Here is a 21,454-nt window from a genome sequence, read left to right as displayed (position 1 = left end):
AGCTGGTCCGACCCGGCACTGCAGGAGCGAGCTTCCCGGGAATGTCGCGTTCACTCGCCCATCAACATGGGCTCGATAAAAAGCTCGCTTGTGCAGAGCCAGGTGGCGTCGAATAAAAAAGGCGGCCCGAAGGCCGCCTCATCATTCACTCAAACCCTGCGGATCAAAACTCGTGGTCGGCAGTGTCCGGGTTCAGATCGTTGATGCCCAGCTTGCCGGCTGCCTGCTCGATGGCCGCGGTCTGTTTGACCAGGGCGGCGATGGCGTCACGCACAACCTGATTGCCCGCCTCATTACCCGCGGCGATCAGTTGGTCGTAGTGCTCGCCCTTGTTGGCAAGATCAACCATGACCTGGATCTTGGCTTCGGTGTCTGCCAGATCGGATTTCAGCGTGGCGTCTGTGGCCGGGTCAACCGCCACAACCAGCGACGACAGGCTCGGGCCGGTCATTTTAGTGCCGTCAGTACGCAGGTACTCACCCAGGTACACGTTACGAATGCCTTTGGCATCGTAGAAGTGCGAGTTGTGGGTGTTGTCGCTGAAGCAGTCTTGCTCGTCTTCCGGAGAGTTGGCTTCCAGCGACACTTTCATGCGTTCGCCTGCCAGTTCACCCAACGACAGGCTGCCCATGCCGAACAGCATTTTGCGCAGGCCGTTCTGCGGGGTATCAGCTTGCAGTGTGGCGCGGTAGTTGTCGGTTACATCCGGTGCCCAGTTACCGACCATTTCGTCCAGGTCGTTGACCAGCAGTTGGGTAACCGCTTTGAGGTACGCGCGACGACGGTCATTGTGGCCGCCGGTGGCGCCTTCGCCTTCAAGGTAGTCGGACGCCGGACGGTTGCCCGCGCCAGGGCCGGTACCGTTGAGGTCCTGGCCCCAGAGCAGGAATTCGATTGCATGGTAGCCGGTCGCCACGTTGGCTTCGGAGCCGCCCAGTTCGTTCAGGCTGGCGAGGGTCTCGGGGGTGATTTCGGTCACGTCGACCTTGTCTTCGCCGACCTGGATCTGGGTGTTGGCAATAATGTTGGCGTTGGCACCCGGGTTGCCCAGTGCACCGGCGTAGCTGGTGTCAACGTAGTCGATCAGGCCTTCGTCCAGTGGCCAGGCATTAACCTGACCTTCCCAGTCATCAATGATGGTGTTGCCGAAACGGAATACTTCGCTTTGCAGGTAAGGTACGCGCGCCTCAACCCAGGCCGCGCGGGCGGCTTTGAGGGTGTCATCGTTGGGCTTGGCGAGGAAGGCGTCGATAGCCGTTTGCAGTTTTTTCGCACCCGACTCGGCGTCGCTGAATACTGCGTGAACCATGTCGGCGTAATGCGCGACAACGGCTTTGGCGGCAGCTTCATCAATTTTCACCGCGCTGACATCGGTCGCTGGCGTTGCGGTGCTGGTGGCTGCTGCCGGCGTAGGGGCCGCCGCAGTTTTTTCCTTGTCCTTGTCGCCACAACCGGCGAGTGAGATAGCAATGGCCAGCAGACTGGCGGTAGCCAGGGGCATACGAATCATGGCGAAAATCCTGCTTCGAGAGGTGGGACAAGCGTGCGGCTGCACGCAAAACTGCGACATGATGCGAAAGATATGCATTTTGTGTAAAGGGTTAGCGTTGTAAATATTTCTTATTTACCTTCAGGCAACCCCGATTCAGGGGCAATCACGAAACACCGGGTTGCAGCTTCAGTAGCCGATTACGCCGGGCCTGCTCCAGGTAAGCGCTCAACTCCCGTGCTCCCAGGGGTTTGCTGTACAGATAGCCCTGGCCTTCGTGACACCCTTCCTTGATCACATAGGCTTCCTGTTCGGCGGTTTCGACGCCTTCGGCTATTACCTGCATGCCCAGGCTTTTGCCGAGCTGAATAATGGCCCGCACGATGGTCGCATCGTCGTCATCGTCAATCAGGTCCTGCACAAAACTTTTATCGATCTTGATTTTGTCCAGCGGCAGTCGCTTGAGGTAGCTCAGGGATGAGTAGCCGGTGCCAAAGTCATCAATCGCGATCAAGGCGCCGGAGCGACGCAGGCTCAGCAGGTGCTGGGCGGCAGTGCCGATGTCTTCCATGAGGCTGGTTTCTGTGACCTCCAGCTCCAGGCTGCGGGGCGCCAGGTGGTAGTTGTGAAACAGCTCGTTGACCATCCGTGGCAGTTCGGCGTGATGCAGTTGCACGGTCGAAAGGTTGACTGCCATGCGCAGCTCGCTGAAGCCCTGATCATGCCATTCGCGCAGTTGGCGGCAGGACTGGTGCAGTACCCACTCACCGATGGCAATGATGCTGCCGTTTTTTTCGGCCAGCGGAATAAACAGATCCGCAGGGACCAGGCCGTGCTCGGGGTGCTGCCATCGCAGCAACGCTTCGACCCCGACCACCCGATGGTCGCTGTAACGGATCTGCGGCTGGTAGACCAGGTGCAACTGGTTATTGAGCAGTGCTTCGCGCAAGTCTTTTTCCAGCTGGCGCAGACGCCGCATCTCGCGGTCGACGCTGGCGATATAAAACTGATAACGGCCGCGCGACCGGCTTTTGGCCAGGGTCATGGTCTGCTCGGCTTTTTGCAGCAGTTGCTCAGATGTGTCGCCATCTTCGGGAAACAAGGTGATGCCAATGGTGGCGCGTAATCGGATGTTGTGCTGGTCCAGACTGAAGGGGGTCTCGAGATCATCAATGATCTTCTGGGCCAGTTCGGCGGCCTCGTAGGGCTGCTCGATATGGGCCTGGACCAGCGCGAACTGGTCGCCGCCCAGGCGTGCCAGAGTGCCCTGGCATGCGCTGTGGGCACGAATCCGGTCAGTCAGGGCTTGTAACAGCCGGTCACCGGTCTGATAGCCAAACTGTTCGTTGATGCCTTTGAAATCGTCCAGCCCCACACACAGCACCGCGACACGACGTTGCGAGCGGCCAGCCTCCACCAGGGTTTTGCCCAGTTGGGCCTGCAGTTGCTGTCGATTTGGCAAACCGGTCAAAAAGTCATACCGGGCCATGCGCAACAAGGAGTTTTCCGCTTCGCGGCGCAAATCGGTATTGCGCTCAATTGAGCTCAGCAGCTGATTGGCGGTGTTGACCCACATCCCCAGTTCATTGTTTTCATGCCCCTTGAGTGGCGGCATCCAGTGCTCGCCGGGGCGATCGGGGTTGATACTGGTCAAGTGGCGGAGGATTTTTGACAAGGGTTTGGTCAGTAGCCAGTGATACACCAGGTACAGCACCAGCCCCAACAGCAGCGCGCGCAGCACGCCGGAGATCAGAATGATCACGGCGTTGGTTAGGAAATCTTTGCCAAAAGGGGCGGTATCGAGGGTTATGTTCAGGTCGCCGTAATACTCGCGGTCCGGTTCACGGCCTGTCAGCGCAATGCTGTCGGTGTGTTGCCGGCCCAAAATAAGGTCGGTCAGCCAACGGCTTGAGGACGTGTGCAAGGGCCGTGACTTTTGCGCAAGGCTGGCTTCATCGGGGTGACCAATGGACGCCTGACGCACGGCATCATCCTGAAACAGGCCTTCGATGACCTGCATCGCCATATCGCGGTCCAGGCTATACAGCGCCTGAGTCGAGGGGTCGCGAAACATGCCAAGGATACGCCCCGCATCATTGTTGACGGTCTGTCGTGTTTCGTAGGCGTAGAACACAATTTGCCCGCAACCAAGCACTGCTCCAACGCCCAGTGCCGACAGCAACACGATCTGCAGCAACTTGAACGACAAGCTGTTTTTGAGTTCCGGCTTCAAAGCGCTATTCCTTGTTTCTGCCACTTATGCTTTTGGCCAGGTGCCTGAGTACCGCTGCAGATATCCACGGCAGCTAATGTGTCGGTCTGCGGCTTCTTTAACTTGAGGGGCTGAATGAAAAATATCGGGTGTCTTGATACGGCTGGCCCGAAACCGGGCAGGGGCGGGGCAGACGCTTTCAGGCAGACAAAAAAAACCCGGCATGCCGGGTTTTTTTTACCTGGAGTCAGGCTTAAGCAGTAAAGGTTTTGCCTTCGAACTGCTCAGCAACGAACTTCCAGTTAACGAGGTTCCAGAACGCTTCAACATACTTCGGACGCACGTTGCGGTAGTCGATGTAGTAAGCGTGTTCCCAAACGTCGCAGGTCAGCAGCGGGGTGTCGCCGCTGGTCAGCGGGTTGCCGGCGCCAATGGTGCTGGCCAGGGCCAGGGAACCGTCAGCTTTCTTCACCAGCCAGCCCCAGCCGGAGCCGAAGGTGCCGATGGAAGTCTTGCTGAACTCTTCCTTGAACTTGTCAAACGAACCGAAGGCTGCGTTGATGGCATCAGCCAGCGCGCCAGTAGGTGCGCCGCCGCCGTTTGGCGTCATGCAGTTCCAGTAAAAAGTGTGGTTCCAGACCTGAGCGGCGTTGTTGAAGATACCGCCCGAAGAGGTTTTAACGATCTCTTCCAGGGTTTTGCCTTCGAACTCGGTGCCTGGCACCAGGTTGTTCAGGTTCACGACGTAGGTGTTGTGGTGCTTGTCGTGGTGAAACTCCAGGGTTTCTTTGGAGATGTGCGGCTGCAGGGCATCGTGTGCGTAGGGCAGCGGCGGCAATTCGAAAGCCATGATGATTCTCCTAATCAGGTCAGTTGCGATGAGCGCAAGGCCGATCACGGGCGGCCAAACACGCGCCGATGAGTTTTTACTCTTCGCGGCGCAGGGGCTGGATCATAGCACCGGGGGTGCGGCAAAACCACGCAACAACTGTGTGGAATAGAGGTTCCAAAGATTTTGCAAACGCTCTGGCCCGCATCAGCCGGCACTTATTAATTGATACGCCACGCTGAACATCATCACCGCCACCAGCAGGTCCAGCCAGCGCCAGGTTGCCGGGCGTGCCAGCCACGGGGCCAACCAGGCGGCACCCAGGGCCAGGGCGGAAAACCACAGCAGCGAGGCACTGGCGGCACCTGCGACATAAGCGCCGGGTTCAGTTTGCTGGGCGCCCAGGGAGCCGATCAGCAACACGGTGTCCAGATACACATGGGGGTTGAGCAGGGTCACCGCCAGGGCACTGAGCATCACCGCGCGTAATGAACGCACCTTATGGTTTTCACCTTGCCCAAGGCTTTGTTTCGAACAGGCCCGGCGCAGGGCCAGGGTGCCGTACCACAGCAGGAAGGCTGCGCCGCCCCAGCGGGCGATGGCCAGCAACAAAGGGTTTTGCGCCAGCACTGTGGCCAGGCCAAACACACCGGCAGCCACCAGCAGGGCGTCACATACCACGCACAGGGCCGCCACCGGCAGGTGATGTTCCCGGCGCAGGCTTTGCGCCAGCACAAAGGCATTCTGGGTACCAATGGCCATGATCAAACCCAGGGCCACCAGCAAGCCGTTCACATAACTTTGCCACATGGTTCTTACTCCGCGCTGGCTGCCAATTGACTCAGTACTGTCATGGCGCGATCTGCATCGCTGCGGCCGACAAACAGATGGTCGTGGTAATAACCGGCAATCACGTTGCAACTAATTCCGGCCTGGCCCAGGGCAGTGGCGAAGGCTGCTGTCAGGCCGACTGCCTGCAGCGCCGAGTGCACATTGAGGGTGATCCAGGCGGCGATGTAGTCATAGGCAAGCCCGGCCTGTTCGGCCTGTTGGCGCTCGACAATCAGTGTCAGGCCTTCTTGTTCACGAAAGCTGCCGATCACCTCGCAACTGTCCGGGATGCGGTGGTCGGGCAGGGTGCAAAACACGTAGTCACCCTGGTTGAGGTGCGGGCTCATGCTGCGCAACAGAGTTGCCAGGGCGGTTTCGCCGGCCATGGAGTAAGTCCTTGAAGAGTGAAAAGTGATGCTGGCTATTCTCGGGGCTGAAGCTGTATAAGAAAAACCAATATTGCTGATCGCTCATTAGGAAAACTGATGTTCGACTATAAATTACTCTCTGCCCTTGCCGCAGTCGTAGAGCAGGCCGGTTTTGAACGGGCGGCCCAGGTCCTGGGCCTTTCGCAATCGGCCATCTCCCAGCGGATCAAGCTGCTGGAGGCACGCATCGGCCAACCGGTGCTGATTCGCGCCACACCGCCGAGCCCGACCGAGATTGGTCGGCGTTTGCTCAACCACGTCCAGCAAGTGCGTCTGCTTGAGCGCGACTTGCAGAGTGCGGTCCCGGCCCTGGACGATGAAGGCCTGCCCGAACGGCTGCGCATTGCCTTGAACGCCGACAGTCTGGCCACCTGGTGGGCCGTGGCGGTGGGGGACTTTTGTGCCGACCAGCATCTGTTGCTGGACTTGGTGGTTGAAGATCAAACCGTGGGCCTCAAACGGATGCGGGCCGGTGAAGTGGCCGCCTGCCTGTGCGCCAGTGAGCGTCCGGTGGCCGGGGCCCGTAGCGTATTGCTGGGCGCCATGCGCTACCGCGCACTGGCCAGCCCGGCGTTCATTGCCCGGCATTTTCCCGAGGGGGTGAGTGCCGGGTTGTTGCCAAAAACCCCCGCGCTGGTATTCGGCCCGGATGACTTTTTGCAACATCGCTACCTGGCATCCCTTGGGGTCGACGGCGGCTTCGAGCACCATTTGTGTCCGTCCTCCGAAGGTTTTATTCGCCTCACCGAAGCCGGCCTGGGCTGGGGGCTGGTACCTGAATTGCAGGTGCGCGAGCAGCTTGCAAGCGGGGCTTTGGTGGAGCTTTTGGCAGATAAACCGATCGACGTGCCACTGTACTGGCATCATTGGCGCAACGGTGGGCAACTGCTGGGGCAACTGACCGAGCATTTAACGCGCTCGGCACCCCGCTGGTTAGTGCCTTTGGCCTGACAACCAGCGTTTAAACAGCAGGCAACAAGAATTACAGCATTTGGAGTGATTGATGAAGATTCTGGTCACCGGCGCGAGCGGCTTTATTGGCGGACGCTTTGCGCGTTCTGCCCTGGAGCAGGGCTTTGACGTACGGGTCAGCGGGCGACGGGCCGAAGGTGTTGAACACCTGGTGCGGCGCGGGGCTGAATTTATCCCGGGTGATTTGACCGATGGCTTGCTGGTGCGCGATTTGTGTGTCGATGTCGATGCCGTGGTGCATTGCGCCGGTCACGTGGGCGCCTGGGGTCGTTATCAGGACTTCCACCGCGACAACGTGCTGGTCACCGAGAATGTGGTGGAAGCCTGTCTGAAGCAGAGAGTACGGCGCCTGGTGCATTTGTCTTCGGCATCGCTGTACTTCGATGGCCGCTCCCATACCGATTTGACTGAAGAACAGTTGCCCCGACGTTTCCGGCATCCCTGTGCCGCGACCAAAAACCTGGCGGAACAAAAAGTCTTCGGTGCCCAGGAGTTCGGCCTTGAGGTGATTGCCCTGCGTCCGCGATTCGTCACCGGGGCGGGAGACATGAGCCTGTTCCCGCGCCTGCTCAAGCTGCAACGCAAAGGTCGGCTGGCCATCGTCGGCAATGGCCTGAACAAGGTCGATTTCACCAGCATCCAGAATCTCAACGAAGCCTTGATGAGCAGCCTGCTGACCACAGGTTCGGCCCTGGGCAAGGCCTACAACATCAGTAATGGCGCACCCATTCCGCTGTGGGATGTGATCAATTACGTGATGCGCCAGATGAACGTGCCGCAAGTTACCCGCTACCGAGGCTATGGTCTGGCCTACAGCCAGGGAGCGCTCAACGAGGCCGCCTGCAAACTGTGGCCCGGTCAGCCTGAGCCGACCCTGTCGCGCCTGGGCGTGCAGATCATGGACAAGGACTTTACTCTCGACATCAGCCGCGCCCGGCACTATCTGGACTACGACCCTAAAGTCAGTCTGTGGGCGGCGCTTGACGAGTTTTGCGGCTGGTGGAAAGCCCAGGAATCGCCTTACCGTTAACCCTCTGGTGTCCGAAGCTTGTACCTTGACCCCATTTTCAGGATTCAAAAAAGGTTTAGCCATGCGTAATGATGCCCGCGACGACTTTCACGATGTACCGCTCCTGCGCGCCACGGCGGCTGATCAGGACCCGCTGGAGCCGGCTGGCGGTGCCCGTGAACGCACCACGGTGTACTCGCGCAACACGCCGGTGATCAAGGTCAAGGGGCCGAGTACCGGACCTTTGTGGGTGCTTGTCGGTGCATTGATGCTGGCGGTTGCGGGGCTGGGGTGGTGGAGCTTTCAGCAGATTTCGCTGATGGAGCAGCAACTGGTGGCGACCCAGGAAAGCTTTGCCCGTATCAGCGAGGATGCGGCGGGACGCTTGCAGGCCATATCGGGCAAGGTGGTGGCCAGCGAGTCGAACATCAATAACGGCAGCGAAGCCCTGAAGTTGCAGATCAAGCAGATTGAAGAGCAGCTGCAGGAGCAGAGCACGCGCCAGCAAGGCATGGTGGCCGGGCAGCAGGGCGAACTGGACAACCGTTTTGAGCAGATCAATGCTGCGATGTTGCTGCAGGTAACGGCCCAGAAAGAAAGCCAGACCAGACTCGAAGCCGATATCAAAAGCCTGGGCAGTGAACTGACCACACTCAAAGCCAGCGTCGCGCAACAAGCGGTGGACGTGGCGGCCCTGAAAAAACAGGGCAACCCGGGTGCAGCGGTAGAGCGTCTGGAGCAGGACTTGATGGTGCTCAAAAGTGAACTGGAGAACCGCCCGGCACCCGCCCAGGGCACCAATACCGCTGAGTTTGACGCCTTCCGTGGCCAGGTGACGCGCAACATCAACACCCTGCAAAGCCAGATTCAAAACTTGCAGAAGCAGATCAGCGCCCGGCCTTGATGGGGTGCAACACCTCTAGCCGCAAGCTTGCTGGCGATGGCATCGGTGCAGCGTTCAAGACTGCTCCGATGGCCCAATAATTTACTGCGCCTTGTCTTCGCGCCCGCGCAGTACCTGATTGGGCATGGCTATCGCCGCGCTCAACCCCAGCAGCGAGATTGCCGCACTGATCAGCAACAGGTGACGGAAGGTCTGCAGCAATTCTGCGCGAAGGCTCGCCAGTGCAGGGCCTTGCACTGTATTCAGGCTGTCGAGCAACAGGTTGCCCGAGCTGCCTTCAACCAGCATCCCTGTGCCGCCGGCAGGGGCCAGCAAGGAACCGTGCAGCAGCGCCAGCAACAAGGCCGACATCAACGCCACACCCACTGCGCCGCCCAGTGAGCGGAACAGATTGGTGGTGCTGGTGGCCACGCCAATGTCGTGCTGCTGTACCGAGTTTTGTGCACCCACCAGCGAGGTCGGAAATTGCAGCCCGGCGGCAATCCCGGCGAACAACATAAAGACGCCGCTCAATACCTCCGAACCTGGCGGGCTGAATGCCATGCCGGAAATGGCCAGGGGCATCAGCATCGCGCCCGCCAGAATCATCGGTTTGTAATAGCCGGTAACCGAGGTCATGCGTCCCGCAAAGTAAGCGCCCATCGGCAGGCCCATGGCCAGTGGCAACAGGTGCATGGCGGCGCTGTCAGCGCCCGCGCCGGTGATGCTCTGATAACGCAGCGGCATCAGCACGATCAGCGAAATCGCCTGAAAACTGGTGAAGAAAATCGTGCACCAGCACAGCACCGCGTTGCGGTTGGCAAACAGGTGCATTGGCAGCAACGGCTCCAGGGTGCGGCGCTCATGCCGTACGAACAGACCAAGGGCGATCAGCGCAGCCAGCAGCAGGCCCAGCACCTGAGTATCCCGCCAGCTATGGCCCTGACCGATAAAGGTGATGCTCAGCAGCAATGACGTGAGCCCGACAATCATCAATACCGTACCCAGGTAATCAATGATCGGTTTGCGTTGCGGCACGGGCAGCCCGACCAGTGTGCGGTACGAGATCCACCACGCTGCCAGGCCCAGGGGCAAATTGATCAAAAATACCCAGCGCCATGACAGGTATTGGGTCATATAGCCGCCCAGAACCGGCCCGGCAACGCTGGCAATGGCGTACATGCCGCTGAAATAGCCCTGATAACGCCCGCGCTCGCGGGGTGGCACGATGTCGCCAATGATTGCCTGGCTTACCGAAATCATCCCGCCCGCGCCGATCCCCTGAATGATGCGCGCCAGCACCAGTTGCTCCATGTTCTGCGCCAGCCCGCAAAACAGCGAGGCCAGGGTGAACAGGCCCATGCCGAACAGCATCAGGCGTCGGCGCCCGTACAGGTCGCCGAGTTTGCCGTAGATGGGAACGGCCACGGTCATGGCCACCATGTAGCCCGAAATCACCCAGGCCAGCTGGCTGACGTCCTTGAACTGGGCAGAGATGGCAGGGATGGAGACGGCCACGATGGTCTGGTCCAGCGCGCCGAGGAAAATCGCCAGCATCAGGGCAACCAGAATGCTGCGAATGGCGGGTCTGGATTGGGGGGGCTGATTCAGATTGGTCACTACAACACCTGTGCGCGGCATGCCTGTGGTGGAATGCCGCCCAGTCTACTCGATAGCTTGCTATTCGATAGCCTCGTAAGGAAGGCCCACGTAATTTTCTGCAATGGTCGTGCGCCCTGCCACAGAGTCGACAAAATATGCCAGCTCACTGTCGGTAATCCGCTGGCTAAAGCTGTCGCTGTCAGGGAAACGGTGCAGCATCGAGGTCATCCACCACGAAAAGCGTTCGGCCTTCCATACTCGCCGCAGGCACACCTCGGAGTAGCGCTCCAGCAAATCGGTGCGACCTTGTGTGTATACCTTGAGCAGAATATTGAACAGGGTGCTGACATCACTGGCGGCCAGGTTCAAGCCTTTGGCCCCAGTGGGCGGCACGATGTGTGCGGCGTCCCCCACCAGAAACATCCGCCCGTACTGCATGGGCTCGACCACGAAGCTGCGTAGCGGCGCGATGCTTTTCTCGATTGACGGCCCGGTCACCAGACGTTCGGCCAGGGGCTGCGGCAGGCGGGCCTTGAGTTCGTCCCAGAAGCGCTGGTCGGACCAGTCCTCGACCTGCTCATCGGCCGGCACTTGCAGGTAATAACGGCTACGGGTTGCCGAGCGCTGACTGCACAGGGCAAAACCGCGCTCATGTTTGGCGTAAACCAGTTCGTCGTTGACGGGCGGGGTATCTGAAAGTACCCCGAGCCAGCCGAAGGGGTAAACACGCTCGAAGATTTTCAGTACGTCGCCGGGAATCGACTGGCGCGCCACTCCGTGAAAGCCATCGCAGCCGGCAATGTAGTCGCAATCCAGGCGCCAGCTTTCGCCGTCTTTCTCAAAGGTCAGGTAGGGCGCATCGGTTTTCATGTCGTGGGGCTGGACGTTGCTGGCGCTGTACAGGGTTTGCGCGCCTGCTTGCGCACGTGCAGCCATCAGGTCCCGGGTCACTTCGGTCTGGCCGTAGACCATCACCGTTTTTCCGCCGGTCAGACCCTTGAGATCGATATGGACCTGGCGGCCATCCAGTGCCAGTTCAAAACCGTCGTGCACCAGGCCTTCAGCGTCCATGCGCTGGCTGACTCCGGCCTGTCGCAGCAGGTCGACCATACCTTGCTCAAGCACCCCGGCGCGGATTCGCCCCAGGACGTAATCGGCAGTCTGGCGTTCGATAATGATGTTATCGATGCCCGCTCCATGCAGCAGTTGACCGAGCAACAGGCCTGAAGGGCCGGCACCGATAATGGCGACTTGAGTTCTCATCGTGGTGGTCTCTCGCAAGCCCCGGCCGTTAAGGGCGAGGTGGTTCTTATTAGTTTGTGCTTGTATTTTTCGCTTGCGAAGCGGGCAATAGAAGGTGATAACCACGTCATTACCGGTACTTTTCGCTAATCGGTGCGGTTATCGGCCCTTGACCCATCTTTAGACACTGGCGCTATGAATCTTTCCTCTTATCCGTCGATCCCGGTCTTCAAGCTTTATGGTGAGCAGCAGGACTGGCTCAGTCCCGACCTGCTGCACTGCGAAACCATTTCGTTGCGCAGCCGCGTCCACGACTGGGAGATTCGCCCCCATCGGCATGCAGATCTGTGCCAGTTGCTGTACGTGCACAAGGGGCGGGCGCAGGTGGAAATCGAAGGCCAGCAGCATGTGCTGGAGCAATCTGCGATTCAGGTAATCCCGCCGTTATGCGTCCACGGTTTTCAGTTTTCCCCTGACGTTGACGGCTATGTCCTGACGTTGGCCGCGCCGTTGGTGGCGCAGTTGCAAGCCCAGCTGGGCGGTTCGCTGAGTGCTTTGCAAAGGGCGGCCAGTTACCCGGCGGGCAAGGATCGGCATTACCTGAATAATCTGTTCAGTGTGCTGCAAAGCGAATATGCGGGCGCCCGGCCGGCCCGGGACATGCTCCTGCAATCGCTCATCAGCGTGCTGTTGGTGTGGGTCACGCGCCAGGTCATCGCACGGCGTGAAGCGCGGCAATTGCCACAACGTGGCCGGGAGTATTTGAGCCTGTTCAATCAACGGGTCGAGATCCTGTTTCGCCAACAACCCGCCGTGGAGCAGTTAGCGCATCAGGTAGGCATTTCGGTGGCGCATCTAAACAGCATCTGCCGTGAACTGGCGGGGCAGTCAGCGTTGCAGATCATTCATCAGCGCCTGTTGCTGGAGGCCAAACGGCATTTGATTTACACACCGATGACCATCAGCGAAGTGGCCGATAGCCTGGGTTTTGCCGACCCGGCGTATTTTGCGCGTTTTTTCCGGCGCCTGACCGGGACTTCGCCCAGCGCGTTTCGTACAGACCGGACTGACAACAGCAGTCCGGTCTGACTCCGGGGCATCCTTACCTCAGAGCGCTAAACGCAGAATTACAGTGCCCGCCATTGCAACTGACGGTATATCCGACTGCTTGCCGGGTTTGTTCGGCGCGGTAGCAAGCGCCAGCAAATATGACAGCGGCAGCAAAAATGAGAAACAAGGTCATGCATCTGGTTTTTGTTTTAGTGGTCATGGCATTCATCTCCTAGACGTCACACCATTGAGGCTAGTTCAGACCTAAGGACTTGCCATGCTAGTTGTACGAGTGGAGTTGCAGCGCTTCATCCTCCAAATGGACTATTCGCAAGATTATGTGGCCGCGCTCTAGATGTTTTTTCAGGCATCCCACGCCGGTTTTTCGGTAAAGCGCCCGGCGAGAAAGTCGAGCATGCTGCGCAACGTGGCGGGCATGTGTTTGCGCGAGGCATACACCGCGTAAATGTTCATCACCCGGGGTTCGGCATCTGGCAGCAGACGGACCAGTGTGCCCTGGCGCACATGTATCCCGGCCTGATAGGTGGGCAGCAATGAAACTCCGGCCCCTGCCAGTGTGGCGCTCAACAGGGTGCTGGCTTCATTGGCGCTGATGTTGCCTTGCACCGGCACCGCTATTTCTTCGCCGCGCCGGGTGAAATGCCACAGGCTTTTGCCGTAGTAGGAGTGGGTCAGGCAGTTGTGCCGGCTGAGGTCATCGACCTGTTGCGGTGCCGGGTGCTCGCGCAGATAGGCCGGTGCTGCGCATAACACCGATCGACAGACCGTCAGCTTGCGGGCAATCAGGTTCGGGTCCAGGTCATTGCTGGTGCGAATTGCCAGATCAATCCGTTCATCCACCAGATTCACTGTGCGGTCGAGCATTTGCAGATCGACGCTGACCTGCGGGTTGAGCCGCACATAGTCAGCAACGGCAGCGGCCAGTTGGGCCTGGCCGAATGAGGTGCTGACGCTGATCCGCAGCAAACCCCGCGGCGCATCACCGGGAACACTGACTGTGGCCTGCAGGTCATCTGCCAGTTCCAGTAATTGCCGGCAGCGGGGCAGCGTTTCGAAACCGGCGGCGGTCAGGCTCAGTTTGCGGGTGGTGCGGTGCATCAAGCGGGCGCCCACCCACTCTTCGAGTTCAGCCAGGTACCGCGACACCACAGGCCGCGACAGGTCCAGATGATCGGCCGCCGCTGACTGGCTGCCAAGGTCGACGACGGTGGTGAACACCCGCATTGCAGTAAGACGATCCATGATTTGCCCGATATCCGAAACAGACTATGTTCAAGCATCGCATTTTTAGTTGGCTGGGGTGCTACTAAGCTCTGTCCATCACCTGCATCGTCCCACGACTCTGGATACCTCCCATGCCTGGATTTTCCACCCTGCGCCGTTTCATTCTCGGTGCTGCCGTACTGGGCTTTGCTGCCCACGCGGCAGCCGCCCCGGCCCCTTTGACCCTGGACGTCTACAATCCCGGTGCTGCGGCCATTTTTCCGGTGTCCTCAGTGCTGGTCAGCGGTGAAAAAGACGCGATTCTGATTGATGCCCAGTTTGCCGCCGCCCAGGCCCGGCAAGTGGTCGACAAGATCCGTGCCAGCGGCAAACACTTGACCACCATCTACATCAGCCATGGCGACCCGGATTACTACTTCGGCCTGGAAACCCTGACCCGGGCCTTCCCGGACGCCAAAGTGCTGGCCTCGGGGCCGACTGTCGAGCACATCAATAAAACCAAGGACGCCAAGCTGGCGTACTGGGGACCGCAGATGGGCCAGGATGTACCGGGCCGGTTGATCGTGCCGCAGGTGTTGAAGGGCAACACCCTGGAGCTTGAAGGGCGTGAGCTGGACATCGTAGGTCTGGGCGGCAGACAGCCGGATCGCACCTTCGTCTGGATTCCCTCGCTCAAGGCGGTGGTCGGCGGCGTGGTAGTGGCCGATAACCTGCACGTGTGGATGGCCGATACCCAGACCCCGCAGTCTCACCGGCAGTGGCTGGCCACTCTCAAACGTATCGACAGCCTGCAACCGCAAGTGGTCGTGCCCGGTCATTACCTGGGGCAGAACGACCGCTCCCTGAACGCCGTACATTTCACCCGCGACTACATCAAGGCCTTTGACGAAGAAGCCCTCAAGGCCCGCAATTCGGGAGAACTGATTGCCGCGATGAAAAAACGCTACCCGGATCTGGGCGAAGAATCTTCGCTGGAACTGAGCGCCAAAGTAGCCAAAGACGAAGTGCAGTGGTGAGGCAGGATTTACCTGCCACCCATCAATCCAGCTGGAGAATGTCATGAGCAAGATTGCAATTATCGGCGCTACCGGTCGTGCGGGTAGTCAATTGTTGGAAGAAGCCCTGCGTCGCGGTCACAGCGTTACGGCCATTGCCCGCCATGCTTCGAAAATCGGCGCCCGTAACGCAGTTGTGACCAAGGATGTGGACATCAACGACGCAGCCGCGCTGCAAGAGGCGGTGGCAGGCAACGATGTGGTGTTGAGTGCTGCGCACTTCTCGACCCTGCCGGCTGCGGCCATCATCGACCCGGTAAAAAAAGCCGGGGTCAGGCGCCTGCTGTTTGTCGGTGGTGCGGGTTCGCTGTTGCTGCCCGACAATACCAAGGTCATCGAAAGCCCGGGCTTCCCTGCCGAGTACAAGCCGGAAGCCACAGCCGGAGGCGTTTATCTGGATACCCTGCGCGCCGAGAAGGACCTGGACTGGACCTTTATTTCCCCGTCTGCCGAGTTTGTAGAAGGCCCGCGCACCGGTAAATTCCGTTTGGGCAAAGATCATTTGCTGGTCAGTGCCGAAGGCAAAAGCTGGATCACCTTCGCCGACTTCGCCATCGCCATGCTCGATGAAGTGGAGCACCCCAAGCATTCGCGTCAGCGGTTTACGGTCGGTTACTGATTACCGGCTGTGACAGGGGCGAGCAGGTCTGGTGACAGTATTGTCGCGAGGCGAGCTCGCCCCTACGGCGTTGTTGTTGCCTGCTTGACCAGCCATTCCATTAATTCGCGCAGCGGCGCCGAAGCTTCTGCGCGCGGCGAGCAGACAAGCTGATACACCGCTCCGGTGCGTACTTTCAAATCAAATGGCAGGGCCAGGCGGCCACTCTTCAGGTCGTCGCCGATCAGTGACCAGTCACCGATCGCGACACCGTTGCCCTGGGCTGCCACCGTCATGGCCAGGTCCAGGGTGTCGAAGTACTGACTTTTGCAGATGCTCGCGACATCGCCTCCGGCAGCATTCAGCCAGTTGCTCCAGTCCTGTTGATCGCGGCTGGGGTGCAGTAGCGTGTGGTGCTTAAGGTCGTCCAGGCTATTGATGGCTTCGCTGCCCTCCAGCAACTGCGGGGCGCATACGGGGGTCAGTTGCTCATCCAGCAGGTGTTGGCCCAGGCGCTTTGGTCCCGGGGTGGCGCTGTAAATCACCGCGGCATCGAAGGTCTCACGGCGAAAATCCACCCCGTGCTCCATGCTGCTGGTCAGTTCTACCGGCACGTCCGGGCGCAGCTTTTGCCATTCCATCAATTTGGGCAACAGCCAGCGCAACATGCAGGTCGGAGCTTTAATCTGCAGCGGGGTACGGCGCACGCTGGCCTGCTCGACCGCTTCACCGATCAGATCGAAGGCCTGCTCGATCCTCGGGTACAGCGCCTGGCCTTGCTCGGTCAGGCTCAAGCCCCGTGCCTGGCGGTGGAACAGGGCATAGCCCAGGTGATCTTCAAGCCCGGCAATCTGCCGGCTCACGGCACCCTGGGAGATATGCAACTGCTCTCCGGCCCGGGTGAAGTTGCAGCATTGGGCAGTGATTAAAAAAGTATGCAGCGCAGGGAGTGGCGGAAGGCGTTTCATCAGGAGTCAGCCATGAGCACAGGACATGGCTAGTATGAGCAGGTTTGCGTTGTGCGCGCCACACTCGCCCGCTTCAATGGTTCATTTAGAACAACAAGAGGGGCAGGACAGATGGCGACGTGCGGCGAAGTATTGGTCAAGTTGCTGGAGGCCTACGGGGTTGAGCAGGTATTCGGCATTCCCGGCGTGCATACCGTTGAGTTGTATCGCGGGTTGGCGGGCTCGTCGATCAATCACGTGACCCCGCGTCACGAACAGGGTGCCGGCTTCATGGCTGATGGCTATGCCCGTACCAGTGGCAAACCCGGGGTGTGCTTCATCATTACCGGCCCGGGCATGACCAATATCACCACGGCAATGGGCCAGGCCTATGGCGATTCGATTCCGATGCTGGTGATCTCCAGTGTGCAGTCGCGCAGTCAGTTGGGCGGTGGCCGCGGCAAGCTGCACGAGTTGCCGAACCAGAGTGCGATGGTGGCTGGAGTGGCGGCGTTTTCCCACACCCTGATGTCGGCGGCTGAACTGCCGGCCGTACTGGCCCGCGCTTTTGCCGTGTTCCAGGCGGGACGACCACGGCCGGTACATATCGAAATTCCGCTGGATGTGCTGGTGGAAAATGCTGATGCGCTGCTTGCCAGCCAACCGGTCAGCATTGCTCGTGCTGGCGCGGCGCCCGCTGCTATCGAACAGATGGGCCAGCGTCTGGCCCAGGCCAAACGGCCATTGATTCTGGCCGGTGGCGGTGCAATTGACGCGGCCCCGGCGCTGCAACAACTGGCCGAACGGCTGGGTGCGCCCGTGGCCTTGACCATCAACGCCAAGGGCATGCTGCCTGCCGCCCATCCGCTGCTGATCGGCTCCACCCAGTCCCTGGTGGCCACCCGCGCTTTGGTCGCCGAAGCGGACGTAGTCCTGGCCATTGGCACCGAGCTGGCCGAAACCGATTACGACATCACCTTTGCCGGTGGCTTTGAAATTCCCGGGGTCTTGCTGCGGATCGATATCGACCCGGATCAGACGGTTCGCAACTATGCACCCGCGCTGGCCCTGGTGGCAGACGCCAGAGTGGCGGCTGAAGCCTTGCTGGCTGAACTTGGCGTCTTGCCGGCACGCGGTGCCGAATGGGGCGCGGCGCGGGTCAGCCGCTTGCAGGCGCAACTGGCAAGTGACTGGGATGCGCCGACCCGGGCGCAAACGCACTTTTTGCAGACCCTGTTCGATGTATTGCCGGATGCAGTATGTGTCGGCGACTCGACCCAGCCGGTATACACCGGCAACCTGACCTTCAATCCCGATCAGCCGCGGCGCTGGTTCAACTCTTCCACCGGCTACGGCACCCTGGGGTATGCCTTGCCGGCGGCCGTTGGTGCCTGGCTGGGGCGTCGTAGTGGCGGCCAGGCGGGTGGTCCGGTGTTATGCCTGATCGGCGATGGCGGCTTGCAATTTACCCTGTCCGAACTGGCCAGCGCGGTTGAAGCTCGCACGCCGATTATCCTGTTGCTGTGGAACAACCAGGGTTACGGCGAAATCAAGAAGTACATGCTCAATCGTGCCATCGAGCCGGTGGGCGTCGATATCTACACTCCGGACTTTATCGGTGTGGCTAAAGCCATGGGCTGTGCCGCACTGGCGGTGGAGGGCGAAGGGCAACTGCGCGCAGCGCTGGCCAGTGCCGCCGACCGTCAGGGGCCGACCTTGATCGAAATCGACGAGCTGCAATGGCAGCAATCCCTGGCGCTATAGGCTCATTCGCAGGCGCGCCAGATCCCGTACCGGTGGCGCACCAAACAGGCGGCTGTACTCGCGGCTGAATTGCGAAGGGCTTTCGTAGCCCACACGGTAGCCGGCGGCCGATGCATCCAGCCCCTCGCTGAGCATCAACCGCCGCGCTTCGTTGAGGCGCAGCTGTTTTTGGTACTGCAACGGGCTCATGGCTGTCATCGCCTTGAAGCGGTGGTGCAAGGTCGACACGCTGAGATTGGCCTCCCGGGCCAGGCTGTCGATGCGCAGCGGCTGTTCGAAGTTACCGTTGAGCCAGGAAATCGCCCGGCTAACACGATGCGTCTGACTGTTCTCGCTGGCTATTTCATACAGCCGGTAGCCCTGCGGGCTGCGCAACAGGCGGTACAAAATCTCGCGGCGGATCAAGGGGGCAAGCATGGCGATATCTTTCGGCGTGTCGAGCAGGCGGGTCAGGCGCAGCAAGGCGTCGAGCATCGGCTGGTCGATGGGTTCTACATACAGGCCCCGGCCCGCAGGCCGTGACGGTACGCCCATGGGCCCGGCGTCGCTGATCAAGGTGGTGATGTCTACCGGATCAATATCCAGGCGCAGGGCCAGTACCGGCTGTTCGGGATCACTCTCCAGAACCCGGCCGCTGATGGGCATCGACACCGAGACCACCAGGTAATTGAGCGGATCGTAGGCGAAGTACTCATCGGCTAACCGCACCTCCTTGCGGCCCTGGGCCATGATGCACAGGGCCGGTTTGGGGTGGCTGGGGGAAAAGTCACTGGGCCGGCTGTAGCGCGAAACGAACAGCGCCTCGACGGGAGTAGTGAACGTGCCATCTTCACGGGCGTGACGGTGGATCAGGTCAGCCAGTTCCACCCGCTGCTTTTCTAGCGCGGGGTCGAGCGCGGGGCGCGGCGGTTCCAGCAGTGACATGGGAGCATCCTCGTTAAAGCGGCAGAGTGGGCACAGCTTAAATTTGTGCAAGGCGCAGGGGTAGTCGATTCCTGTCGAAGGCTTGCCTGATTCTGTCGCTGTCCGGGGTTGGCTGTCCGGCGAGGCCGTGGCAGAGGTCGATGATTGCTTGAAAGCATAGCGCCCAGTCAGTCTGGTGAGTACCTGGGCAGAGGAGGGGGACGTGCGAGGTTTTGCAGAATTGTGCAAGCCAGGGGCAGGAATCGACTAACGGCCAGGAGCGCCGGGCTATAAGCTTTGAACCTCTCACCCATGCCACTTTCTTTTGTGGAGGCCACCATGCCCCAGTCCAGTGCCGTCAGTCATATGACCTTGGTCCGCGCTCGCGTAGGGTGCTCGGCCCAAGTGCAGACCTGCCTCAACCAACTGCTCGAGCCCACCCGTAAAGCCGCCGGTTGTATGCACTTTGCCTTGCAGCATTGCGACACCGACCCGCTGTTGTGGCACGTCGTGGGCCATTGGCAGGATGAACCCTCGATGCAAGCCTACTTCAACTCCCCGGTGATGGAGGTTTACAGCGTGCTGGTGCACCAACAGGTGGTTGAAAGCATCGATTTTAAAACCTTCAGCGATGCAGGCGGGTTGAACAGGTAGAATGCCGGTTTTTTGTGGCCGGAGTTTTCAGCATGGCGCGTAAAGAGTTTGCACATTTTGAAGCGGTATCAGCGGTTGTTCCGGTAGAACCCGGTACTTACCATGCGGCGATTGCAGTCAAAGCCTTGTACGAAGGCGGCGCGCCGCGCTTTCACAAAGTGTTGATCGATCAGACTTTTAAAACAGCGACCGAAGCCGATGCGGCCGCCGCTCAAAAGCTTGAAGACCTGCAGGGCGTTACTGAAGACGCCGAACTGGTCTGGTAACGACTAGCGGGGGCGGTGCATTTTGAACAGCGCCTCAGGCCCCAGCTGGAAGTAATCCGCCGGGCCGCCGCCGCGCAAAATAGGTTCAGCGGCGGCAGTGTCGTAAATCCCGTCTTTAAGCAGATGCCTGGCGATATGTACCGCCACCACTTCCCCCAGAATCAGCCAGCTTGGCACCAGTTCCTGGTCTGCCCTTTGCAGCTGAATGATCTGCGTCACCTTGCACTCGAACGACACCGGGGTTTCGGCCACCCGGGGCACGCTTACTACCCGTGAGGCCCCGGTCGTCAGCCCGGCCAATTCGAATTCATTGATCTCTGGCGCGACCATCGCACAGCTCTGGTTCATCGCCTCGGCCAAAGGCCGGGTAGCCAGGTTCCAGACGAACTCGCCGGTTTGCTCGATGTTATTGAGGCTGTCTTTGCGGCCCACACTGCAAAACCCGATGATTGGCGGGATGTAGTTGAACGCATTGAAAAAGCTGTAGGGCGCAAGGTTCAGCCGGCCCTGGGCATCCTGCGACGAAATCCAGCCGATCGGCCGCGGCCCGACGATGGCGTTGAATGGATCATGGGGTAAACCGTGGCCCTTGGCGGGCTCATAGAAATGGATGTCGTCATGCATGGCAGGAGTCCGCAAACGGCTGGGATAGAGGGGCTATATAGTGCAAGCCATTTTGTTGAATGACAAAACAAGATTGGCTTTTTGAGATTTTGGGCGTGATTGAGCCCCTCTCCTACCTGCAGCAGCAAGCTCGCGCCTACAGGTAGAAGGCCATTGCCTTTTACCTTGCTCCAGAAACGACTAAGCCCGGCCGAAGCCGGGCTGGAGTGGCAACTTCAGGTGTTAGCTGAAGCGGGCGCCGTGGGTACGATCATAGCCATCGGCGGCGAAGGTGGCCGACTGGGTGCGGCTGTAACCGTCTTCGGCAAAGGTGGCAGAACCGGTGCGGTCATAACCGTCGGCAGCGACTGCGGCAGAACCTGTGCGGCTGTAGCCATCTTCAGCAAAGGTTGCTGATTGGGTGCGATCAAATCCGTCGCCTGCAAAAGCGTTGAAGGCCAGGACTGAGAGGGCGGCGGCGAGGATAAATTTGGTTTTCATGGTCGTGCTCCTTGTTGCGGACTCTTGTGAAGAGCGGGATGTTTCGTTGCTGTGGGTTTAAGACTACGCCGATTAAATTGATTAAAAAGCGCAAAAATTAGCACTAAGTAATCAGTTTATTCGATGTGTTGGCGCGCTCAATCATGTGATCTGCAGGCTGTTCAGCTTGTTGGCCGAGGGCGCTGCGAATCATCCATGAACTGATGTTTCGCTGAGATTGATAGTGGGCTATCAGCATTAACTGACTATTAATCTTGAAAAAAACTGCACCCGCGGACGGACTTTTCATTTTCGCGTTACCTATTTTTCACCGGGCGGGCAGCAGTCTTCAGCGGGCAAAAAAGCCGACAACTGCAACGGCTTTGCACCCT

The 21,454-nt window shown here is 59.6% G+C and carries 21 protein-coding genes; 9 read left to right on the top strand and 12 right to left on the bottom strand.

Features of this window, described 5'->3' with window-relative positions; genetic code table 11:
• Window positions 1-163 precede the first annotated feature (163 nt).
• The 5 genes from JQ845_RS14115 to JQ845_RS14095 form a co-directional block, all read right to left on the bottom strand.
• Window positions 164-1,510, bottom strand: coding sequence for an imelysin family protein (locus JQ845_RS14115; protein WP_003442937.1), 1,347 nt, complete (start codon window positions 1,508-1,510; stop codon window positions 164-166).
• A gap of 145 nt (window positions 1,511-1,655) precedes the next feature.
• The gene (locus JQ845_RS14110; RefSeq protein WP_010655736.1) at window positions 1,656-3,722 is read right to left on the bottom strand and encodes a putative bifunctional diguanylate cyclase/phosphodiesterase; all 2,067 of its coding nucleotides are present in this window, start codon (window positions 3,720-3,722) and stop codon (window positions 1,656-1,658) included.
• A gap of 232 nt (window positions 3,723-3,954) precedes the next feature.
• Complete coding sequence (locus JQ845_RS14105; RefSeq protein ID WP_003442934.1) at window positions 3,955-4,551, bottom strand: superoxide dismutase; 597 nt, start codon at window positions 4,549-4,551, stop codon at window positions 3,955-3,957.
• A 186-nt stretch (window positions 4,552-4,737) separates the two neighbouring features.
• Entirely contained in the window at window positions 4,738-5,340 is a 603-nt protein-coding gene (locus JQ845_RS14100) for a LysE/ArgO family amino acid transporter (protein WP_003442932.1), read from the bottom strand.
• A gap of 5 nt (window positions 5,341-5,345) precedes the next feature.
• Window positions 5,346-5,747 carry an ACT domain-containing protein gene (locus JQ845_RS14095; protein WP_003442927.1) on the bottom strand — a complete coding sequence of 134 codons (402 nt, stop codon included), beginning with the start codon at window positions 5,745-5,747 and terminating at the stop codon, window positions 5,346-5,348.
• 99 nt (window positions 5,748-5,846) lie between these two features.
• Here JQ845_RS14095 and JQ845_RS14090 point away from each other — a divergent pair, with 99 nt between their 5' ends.
• From JQ845_RS14090 to JQ845_RS14080, 3 genes are all read left to right on the top strand, one after another.
• On the top strand, window positions 5,847-6,740 hold the full coding sequence (locus JQ845_RS14090; RefSeq protein ID WP_003442925.1) for a LysR family transcriptional regulator ArgP: 894 nt from the start codon (window positions 5,847-5,849) through the stop codon (window positions 6,738-6,740).
• Between the two features lie 52 nt (window positions 6,741-6,792).
• Window positions 6,793-7,791, top strand: a complete 999-nt coding sequence (locus JQ845_RS14085; protein WP_003442923.1) for an NAD-dependent epimerase/dehydratase family protein — start codon at window positions 6,793-6,795, stop codon at window positions 7,789-7,791.
• Between the two features lie 61 nt (window positions 7,792-7,852).
• Window positions 7,853-8,674, top strand: a complete 822-nt coding sequence (locus tag JQ845_RS14080) for a hypothetical protein (RefSeq protein ID WP_003442921.1) — start codon at window positions 7,853-7,855, stop codon at window positions 8,672-8,674.
• A gap of 81 nt (window positions 8,675-8,755) precedes the next feature.
• Here the strand turns inward: JQ845_RS14080 and JQ845_RS14075 are convergent, their stop codons facing one another.
• A complete protein-coding gene (locus JQ845_RS14075) occupies window positions 8,756-10,273 on the bottom strand; it encodes an MDR family MFS transporter (RefSeq protein WP_203009160.1) in 1,518 nt (505 codons plus the stop codon).
• A 60-nt stretch (window positions 10,274-10,333) separates the two neighbouring features.
• Window positions 10,334-11,518 (bottom strand): 4-hydroxybenzoate 3-monooxygenase, encoded by a 1,185-nt coding sequence (gene pobA, locus JQ845_RS14070; protein ID WP_127196154.1) that lies wholly within the window; start codon window positions 11,516-11,518, stop codon window positions 10,334-10,336.
• Between the two features lie 174 nt (window positions 11,519-11,692).
• On the opposite strand from pobA, the gene JQ845_RS14065 reads away from it, so the two are divergent.
• Window positions 11,693-12,586 (top strand): helix-turn-helix domain-containing protein, encoded by an 894-nt coding sequence (locus tag JQ845_RS14065; protein WP_010655740.1) that lies wholly within the window; start codon window positions 11,693-11,695, stop codon window positions 12,584-12,586.
• Between the two features lie 324 nt (window positions 12,587-12,910).
• Here JQ845_RS14065 and JQ845_RS14060 read toward each other — a convergent pair whose 3' ends face one another.
• Complete coding sequence (locus JQ845_RS14060; RefSeq protein WP_003442894.1) at window positions 12,911-13,810, bottom strand: LysR family transcriptional regulator; 900 nt, start codon at window positions 13,808-13,810, stop codon at window positions 12,911-12,913.
• A 113-nt stretch (window positions 13,811-13,923) separates the two neighbouring features.
• On the opposite strand from JQ845_RS14060, the gene JQ845_RS14055 reads away from it, so the two are divergent.
• On the top strand, window positions 13,924-14,808 hold the full coding sequence (locus JQ845_RS14055; RefSeq protein ID WP_010655741.1) for an MBL fold metallo-hydrolase: 885 nt from the start codon (window positions 13,924-13,926) through the stop codon (window positions 14,806-14,808).
• A 43-nt stretch (window positions 14,809-14,851) separates the two neighbouring features.
• Entirely contained in the window at window positions 14,852-15,466 is a 615-nt protein-coding gene (locus JQ845_RS14050; protein ID WP_160626895.1) for an NAD(P)-dependent oxidoreductase, read from the top strand.
• A 62-nt stretch (window positions 15,467-15,528) separates the two neighbouring features.
• Here the strand turns inward: JQ845_RS14050 and JQ845_RS14045 are convergent, their stop codons facing one another.
• Window positions 15,529-16,413 carry a LysR substrate-binding domain-containing protein gene (locus JQ845_RS14045; RefSeq protein WP_203009159.1) on the bottom strand — a complete coding sequence of 295 codons (885 nt, stop codon included), beginning with the start codon at window positions 16,411-16,413 and terminating at the stop codon, window positions 15,529-15,531.
• 111 nt (window positions 16,414-16,524) lie between these two features.
• Between JQ845_RS14045 and JQ845_RS14040 the strand changes: the two genes are divergently transcribed.
• Complete coding sequence (locus JQ845_RS14040) at window positions 16,525-18,156, top strand: 5-guanidino-2-oxopentanoate decarboxylase (protein ID WP_203009158.1); 1,632 nt, start codon at window positions 16,525-16,527, stop codon at window positions 18,154-18,156.
• On the opposite strand, the gene JQ845_RS14035 is transcribed toward JQ845_RS14040, so the two are convergent.
• Window positions 18,151-19,080 carry an AraC family transcriptional regulator gene (locus JQ845_RS14035; protein WP_003442880.1) on the bottom strand — a complete coding sequence of 310 codons (930 nt, stop codon included), beginning with the start codon at window positions 19,078-19,080 and terminating at the stop codon, window positions 18,151-18,153. The genes JQ845_RS14040 and JQ845_RS14035 overlap by 6 nt on opposite strands.
• A gap of 318 nt (window positions 19,081-19,398) precedes the next feature.
• On the opposite strand from JQ845_RS14035, the gene JQ845_RS14030 reads away from it, so the two are divergent.
• Together JQ845_RS14030 and JQ845_RS14025 are read left to right on the top strand one after the other, a co-directional pair.
• Window positions 19,399-19,713 carry a putative quinol monooxygenase gene (locus JQ845_RS14030; RefSeq protein ID WP_003442878.1) on the top strand — a complete coding sequence of 105 codons (315 nt, stop codon included), beginning with the start codon at window positions 19,399-19,401 and terminating at the stop codon, window positions 19,711-19,713.
• 32 nt (window positions 19,714-19,745) lie between these two features.
• Window positions 19,746-19,979, top strand: a complete 234-nt coding sequence (locus tag JQ845_RS14025; RefSeq protein WP_003442877.1) for a hypothetical protein — start codon at window positions 19,746-19,748, stop codon at window positions 19,977-19,979.
• Between the two features lie 3 nt (window positions 19,980-19,982).
• Here JQ845_RS14025 and JQ845_RS14020 read toward each other — a convergent pair whose 3' ends face one another.
• Both JQ845_RS14020 and JQ845_RS14015 read right to left on the bottom strand, forming a co-directional pair.
• Entirely contained in the window at window positions 19,983-20,603 is a 621-nt protein-coding gene (locus tag JQ845_RS14020) for a flavin reductase family protein (protein ID WP_203009157.1), read from the bottom strand.
• Window positions 20,604-20,825: 222 nt separating this feature from the next.
• The gene (locus JQ845_RS14015) at window positions 20,826-21,083 is read right to left on the bottom strand and encodes a hypothetical protein (protein WP_003442858.1); all 258 of its coding nucleotides are present in this window, start codon (window positions 21,081-21,083) and stop codon (window positions 20,826-20,828) included.
• Window positions 21,084-21,454 lie beyond the last annotated feature (371 nt).

Origin of the sequence: Pseudomonas paraversuta, assembly GCF_904063065.1 — a bacterium.
GTDB classification, from domain to species: Bacteria; Pseudomonadota; Gammaproteobacteria; order Pseudomonadales; family Pseudomonadaceae; genus Aquipseudomonas; species Aquipseudomonas paraversuta.
Note: the sequence above shows the minus strand (reverse complement) of the source record. Positions and strands in the feature narration are given on the sequence as shown.

Excerpts from the sequence above, each read along its gene's own strand:
- JQ845_RS14115 (WP_003442937.1), bottom strand. The coding sequence starts at position 1,510 with ATGATTCGTATGCCCCTGGCTACCGCCAGTCTGCTGGCCATTGCTATC.
- JQ845_RS14105 (WP_003442934.1), bottom strand. The coding sequence starts at position 4,551 with ATGGCTTTCGAATTGCCGCCGCTGCCCTACGCACACGATGCCCTGCAG.
- JQ845_RS14100 (WP_003442932.1), bottom strand. The coding sequence starts at position 5,340 with ATGTGGCAAAGTTATGTGAACGGCTTGCTGGTGGCCCTGGGTTTGATC.
- JQ845_RS14095 (WP_003442927.1), bottom strand. The coding sequence starts at position 5,747 with ATGGCCGGCGAAACCGCCCTGGCAACTCTGTTGCGCAGCATGAGCCCG.
- JQ845_RS14090 (WP_003442925.1), top strand. The coding sequence starts at position 5,847 with ATGTTCGACTATAAATTACTCTCTGCCCTTGCCGCAGTCGTAGAGCAG.
- JQ845_RS14085 (WP_003442923.1), top strand. The coding sequence starts at position 6,793 with ATGAAGATTCTGGTCACCGGCGCGAGCGGCTTTATTGGCGGACGCTTT.
- JQ845_RS14080 (WP_003442921.1), top strand. The coding sequence starts at position 7,853 with ATGCGTAATGATGCCCGCGACGACTTTCACGATGTACCGCTCCTGCGC.
- pobA (WP_127196154.1), bottom strand. The coding sequence starts at position 11,518 with ATGAGAACTCAAGTCGCCATTATCGGTGCCGGCCCTTCAGGCCTGTTG.
- JQ845_RS14065 (WP_010655740.1), top strand. The coding sequence starts at position 11,693 with ATGAATCTTTCCTCTTATCCGTCGATCCCGGTCTTCAAGCTTTATGGT.
- JQ845_RS14060 (WP_003442894.1), bottom strand. The coding sequence starts at position 13,810 with ATGGATCGTCTTACTGCAATGCGGGTGTTCACCACCGTCGTCGACCTT.
- JQ845_RS14055 (WP_010655741.1), top strand. The coding sequence starts at position 13,924 with ATGCCTGGATTTTCCACCCTGCGCCGTTTCATTCTCGGTGCTGCCGTA.
- JQ845_RS14050 (WP_160626895.1), top strand. The coding sequence starts at position 14,852 with ATGAGCAAGATTGCAATTATCGGCGCTACCGGTCGTGCGGGTAGTCAA.
- JQ845_RS14045 (WP_203009159.1), bottom strand. The coding sequence starts at position 16,413 with ATGAAACGCCTTCCGCCACTCCCTGCGCTGCATACTTTTTTAATCACT.
- JQ845_RS14040 (WP_203009158.1), top strand. The coding sequence starts at position 16,525 with ATGGCGACGTGCGGCGAAGTATTGGTCAAGTTGCTGGAGGCCTACGGG.
- JQ845_RS14035 (WP_003442880.1), bottom strand. The coding sequence starts at position 19,080 with ATGTCACTGCTGGAACCGCCGCGCCCCGCGCTCGACCCCGCGCTAGAA.
- JQ845_RS14030 (WP_003442878.1), top strand. The coding sequence starts at position 19,399 with ATGCCCCAGTCCAGTGCCGTCAGTCATATGACCTTGGTCCGCGCTCGC.
- JQ845_RS14025 (WP_003442877.1), top strand. The coding sequence starts at position 19,746 with ATGGCGCGTAAAGAGTTTGCACATTTTGAAGCGGTATCAGCGGTTGTT.
- JQ845_RS14020 (WP_203009157.1), bottom strand. The coding sequence starts at position 20,603 with ATGCATGACGACATCCATTTCTATGAGCCCGCCAAGGGCCACGGTTTA.
- JQ845_RS14015 (WP_003442858.1), bottom strand. The coding sequence starts at position 21,083 with ATGAAAACCAAATTTATCCTCGCCGCCGCCCTCTCAGTCCTGGCCTTC.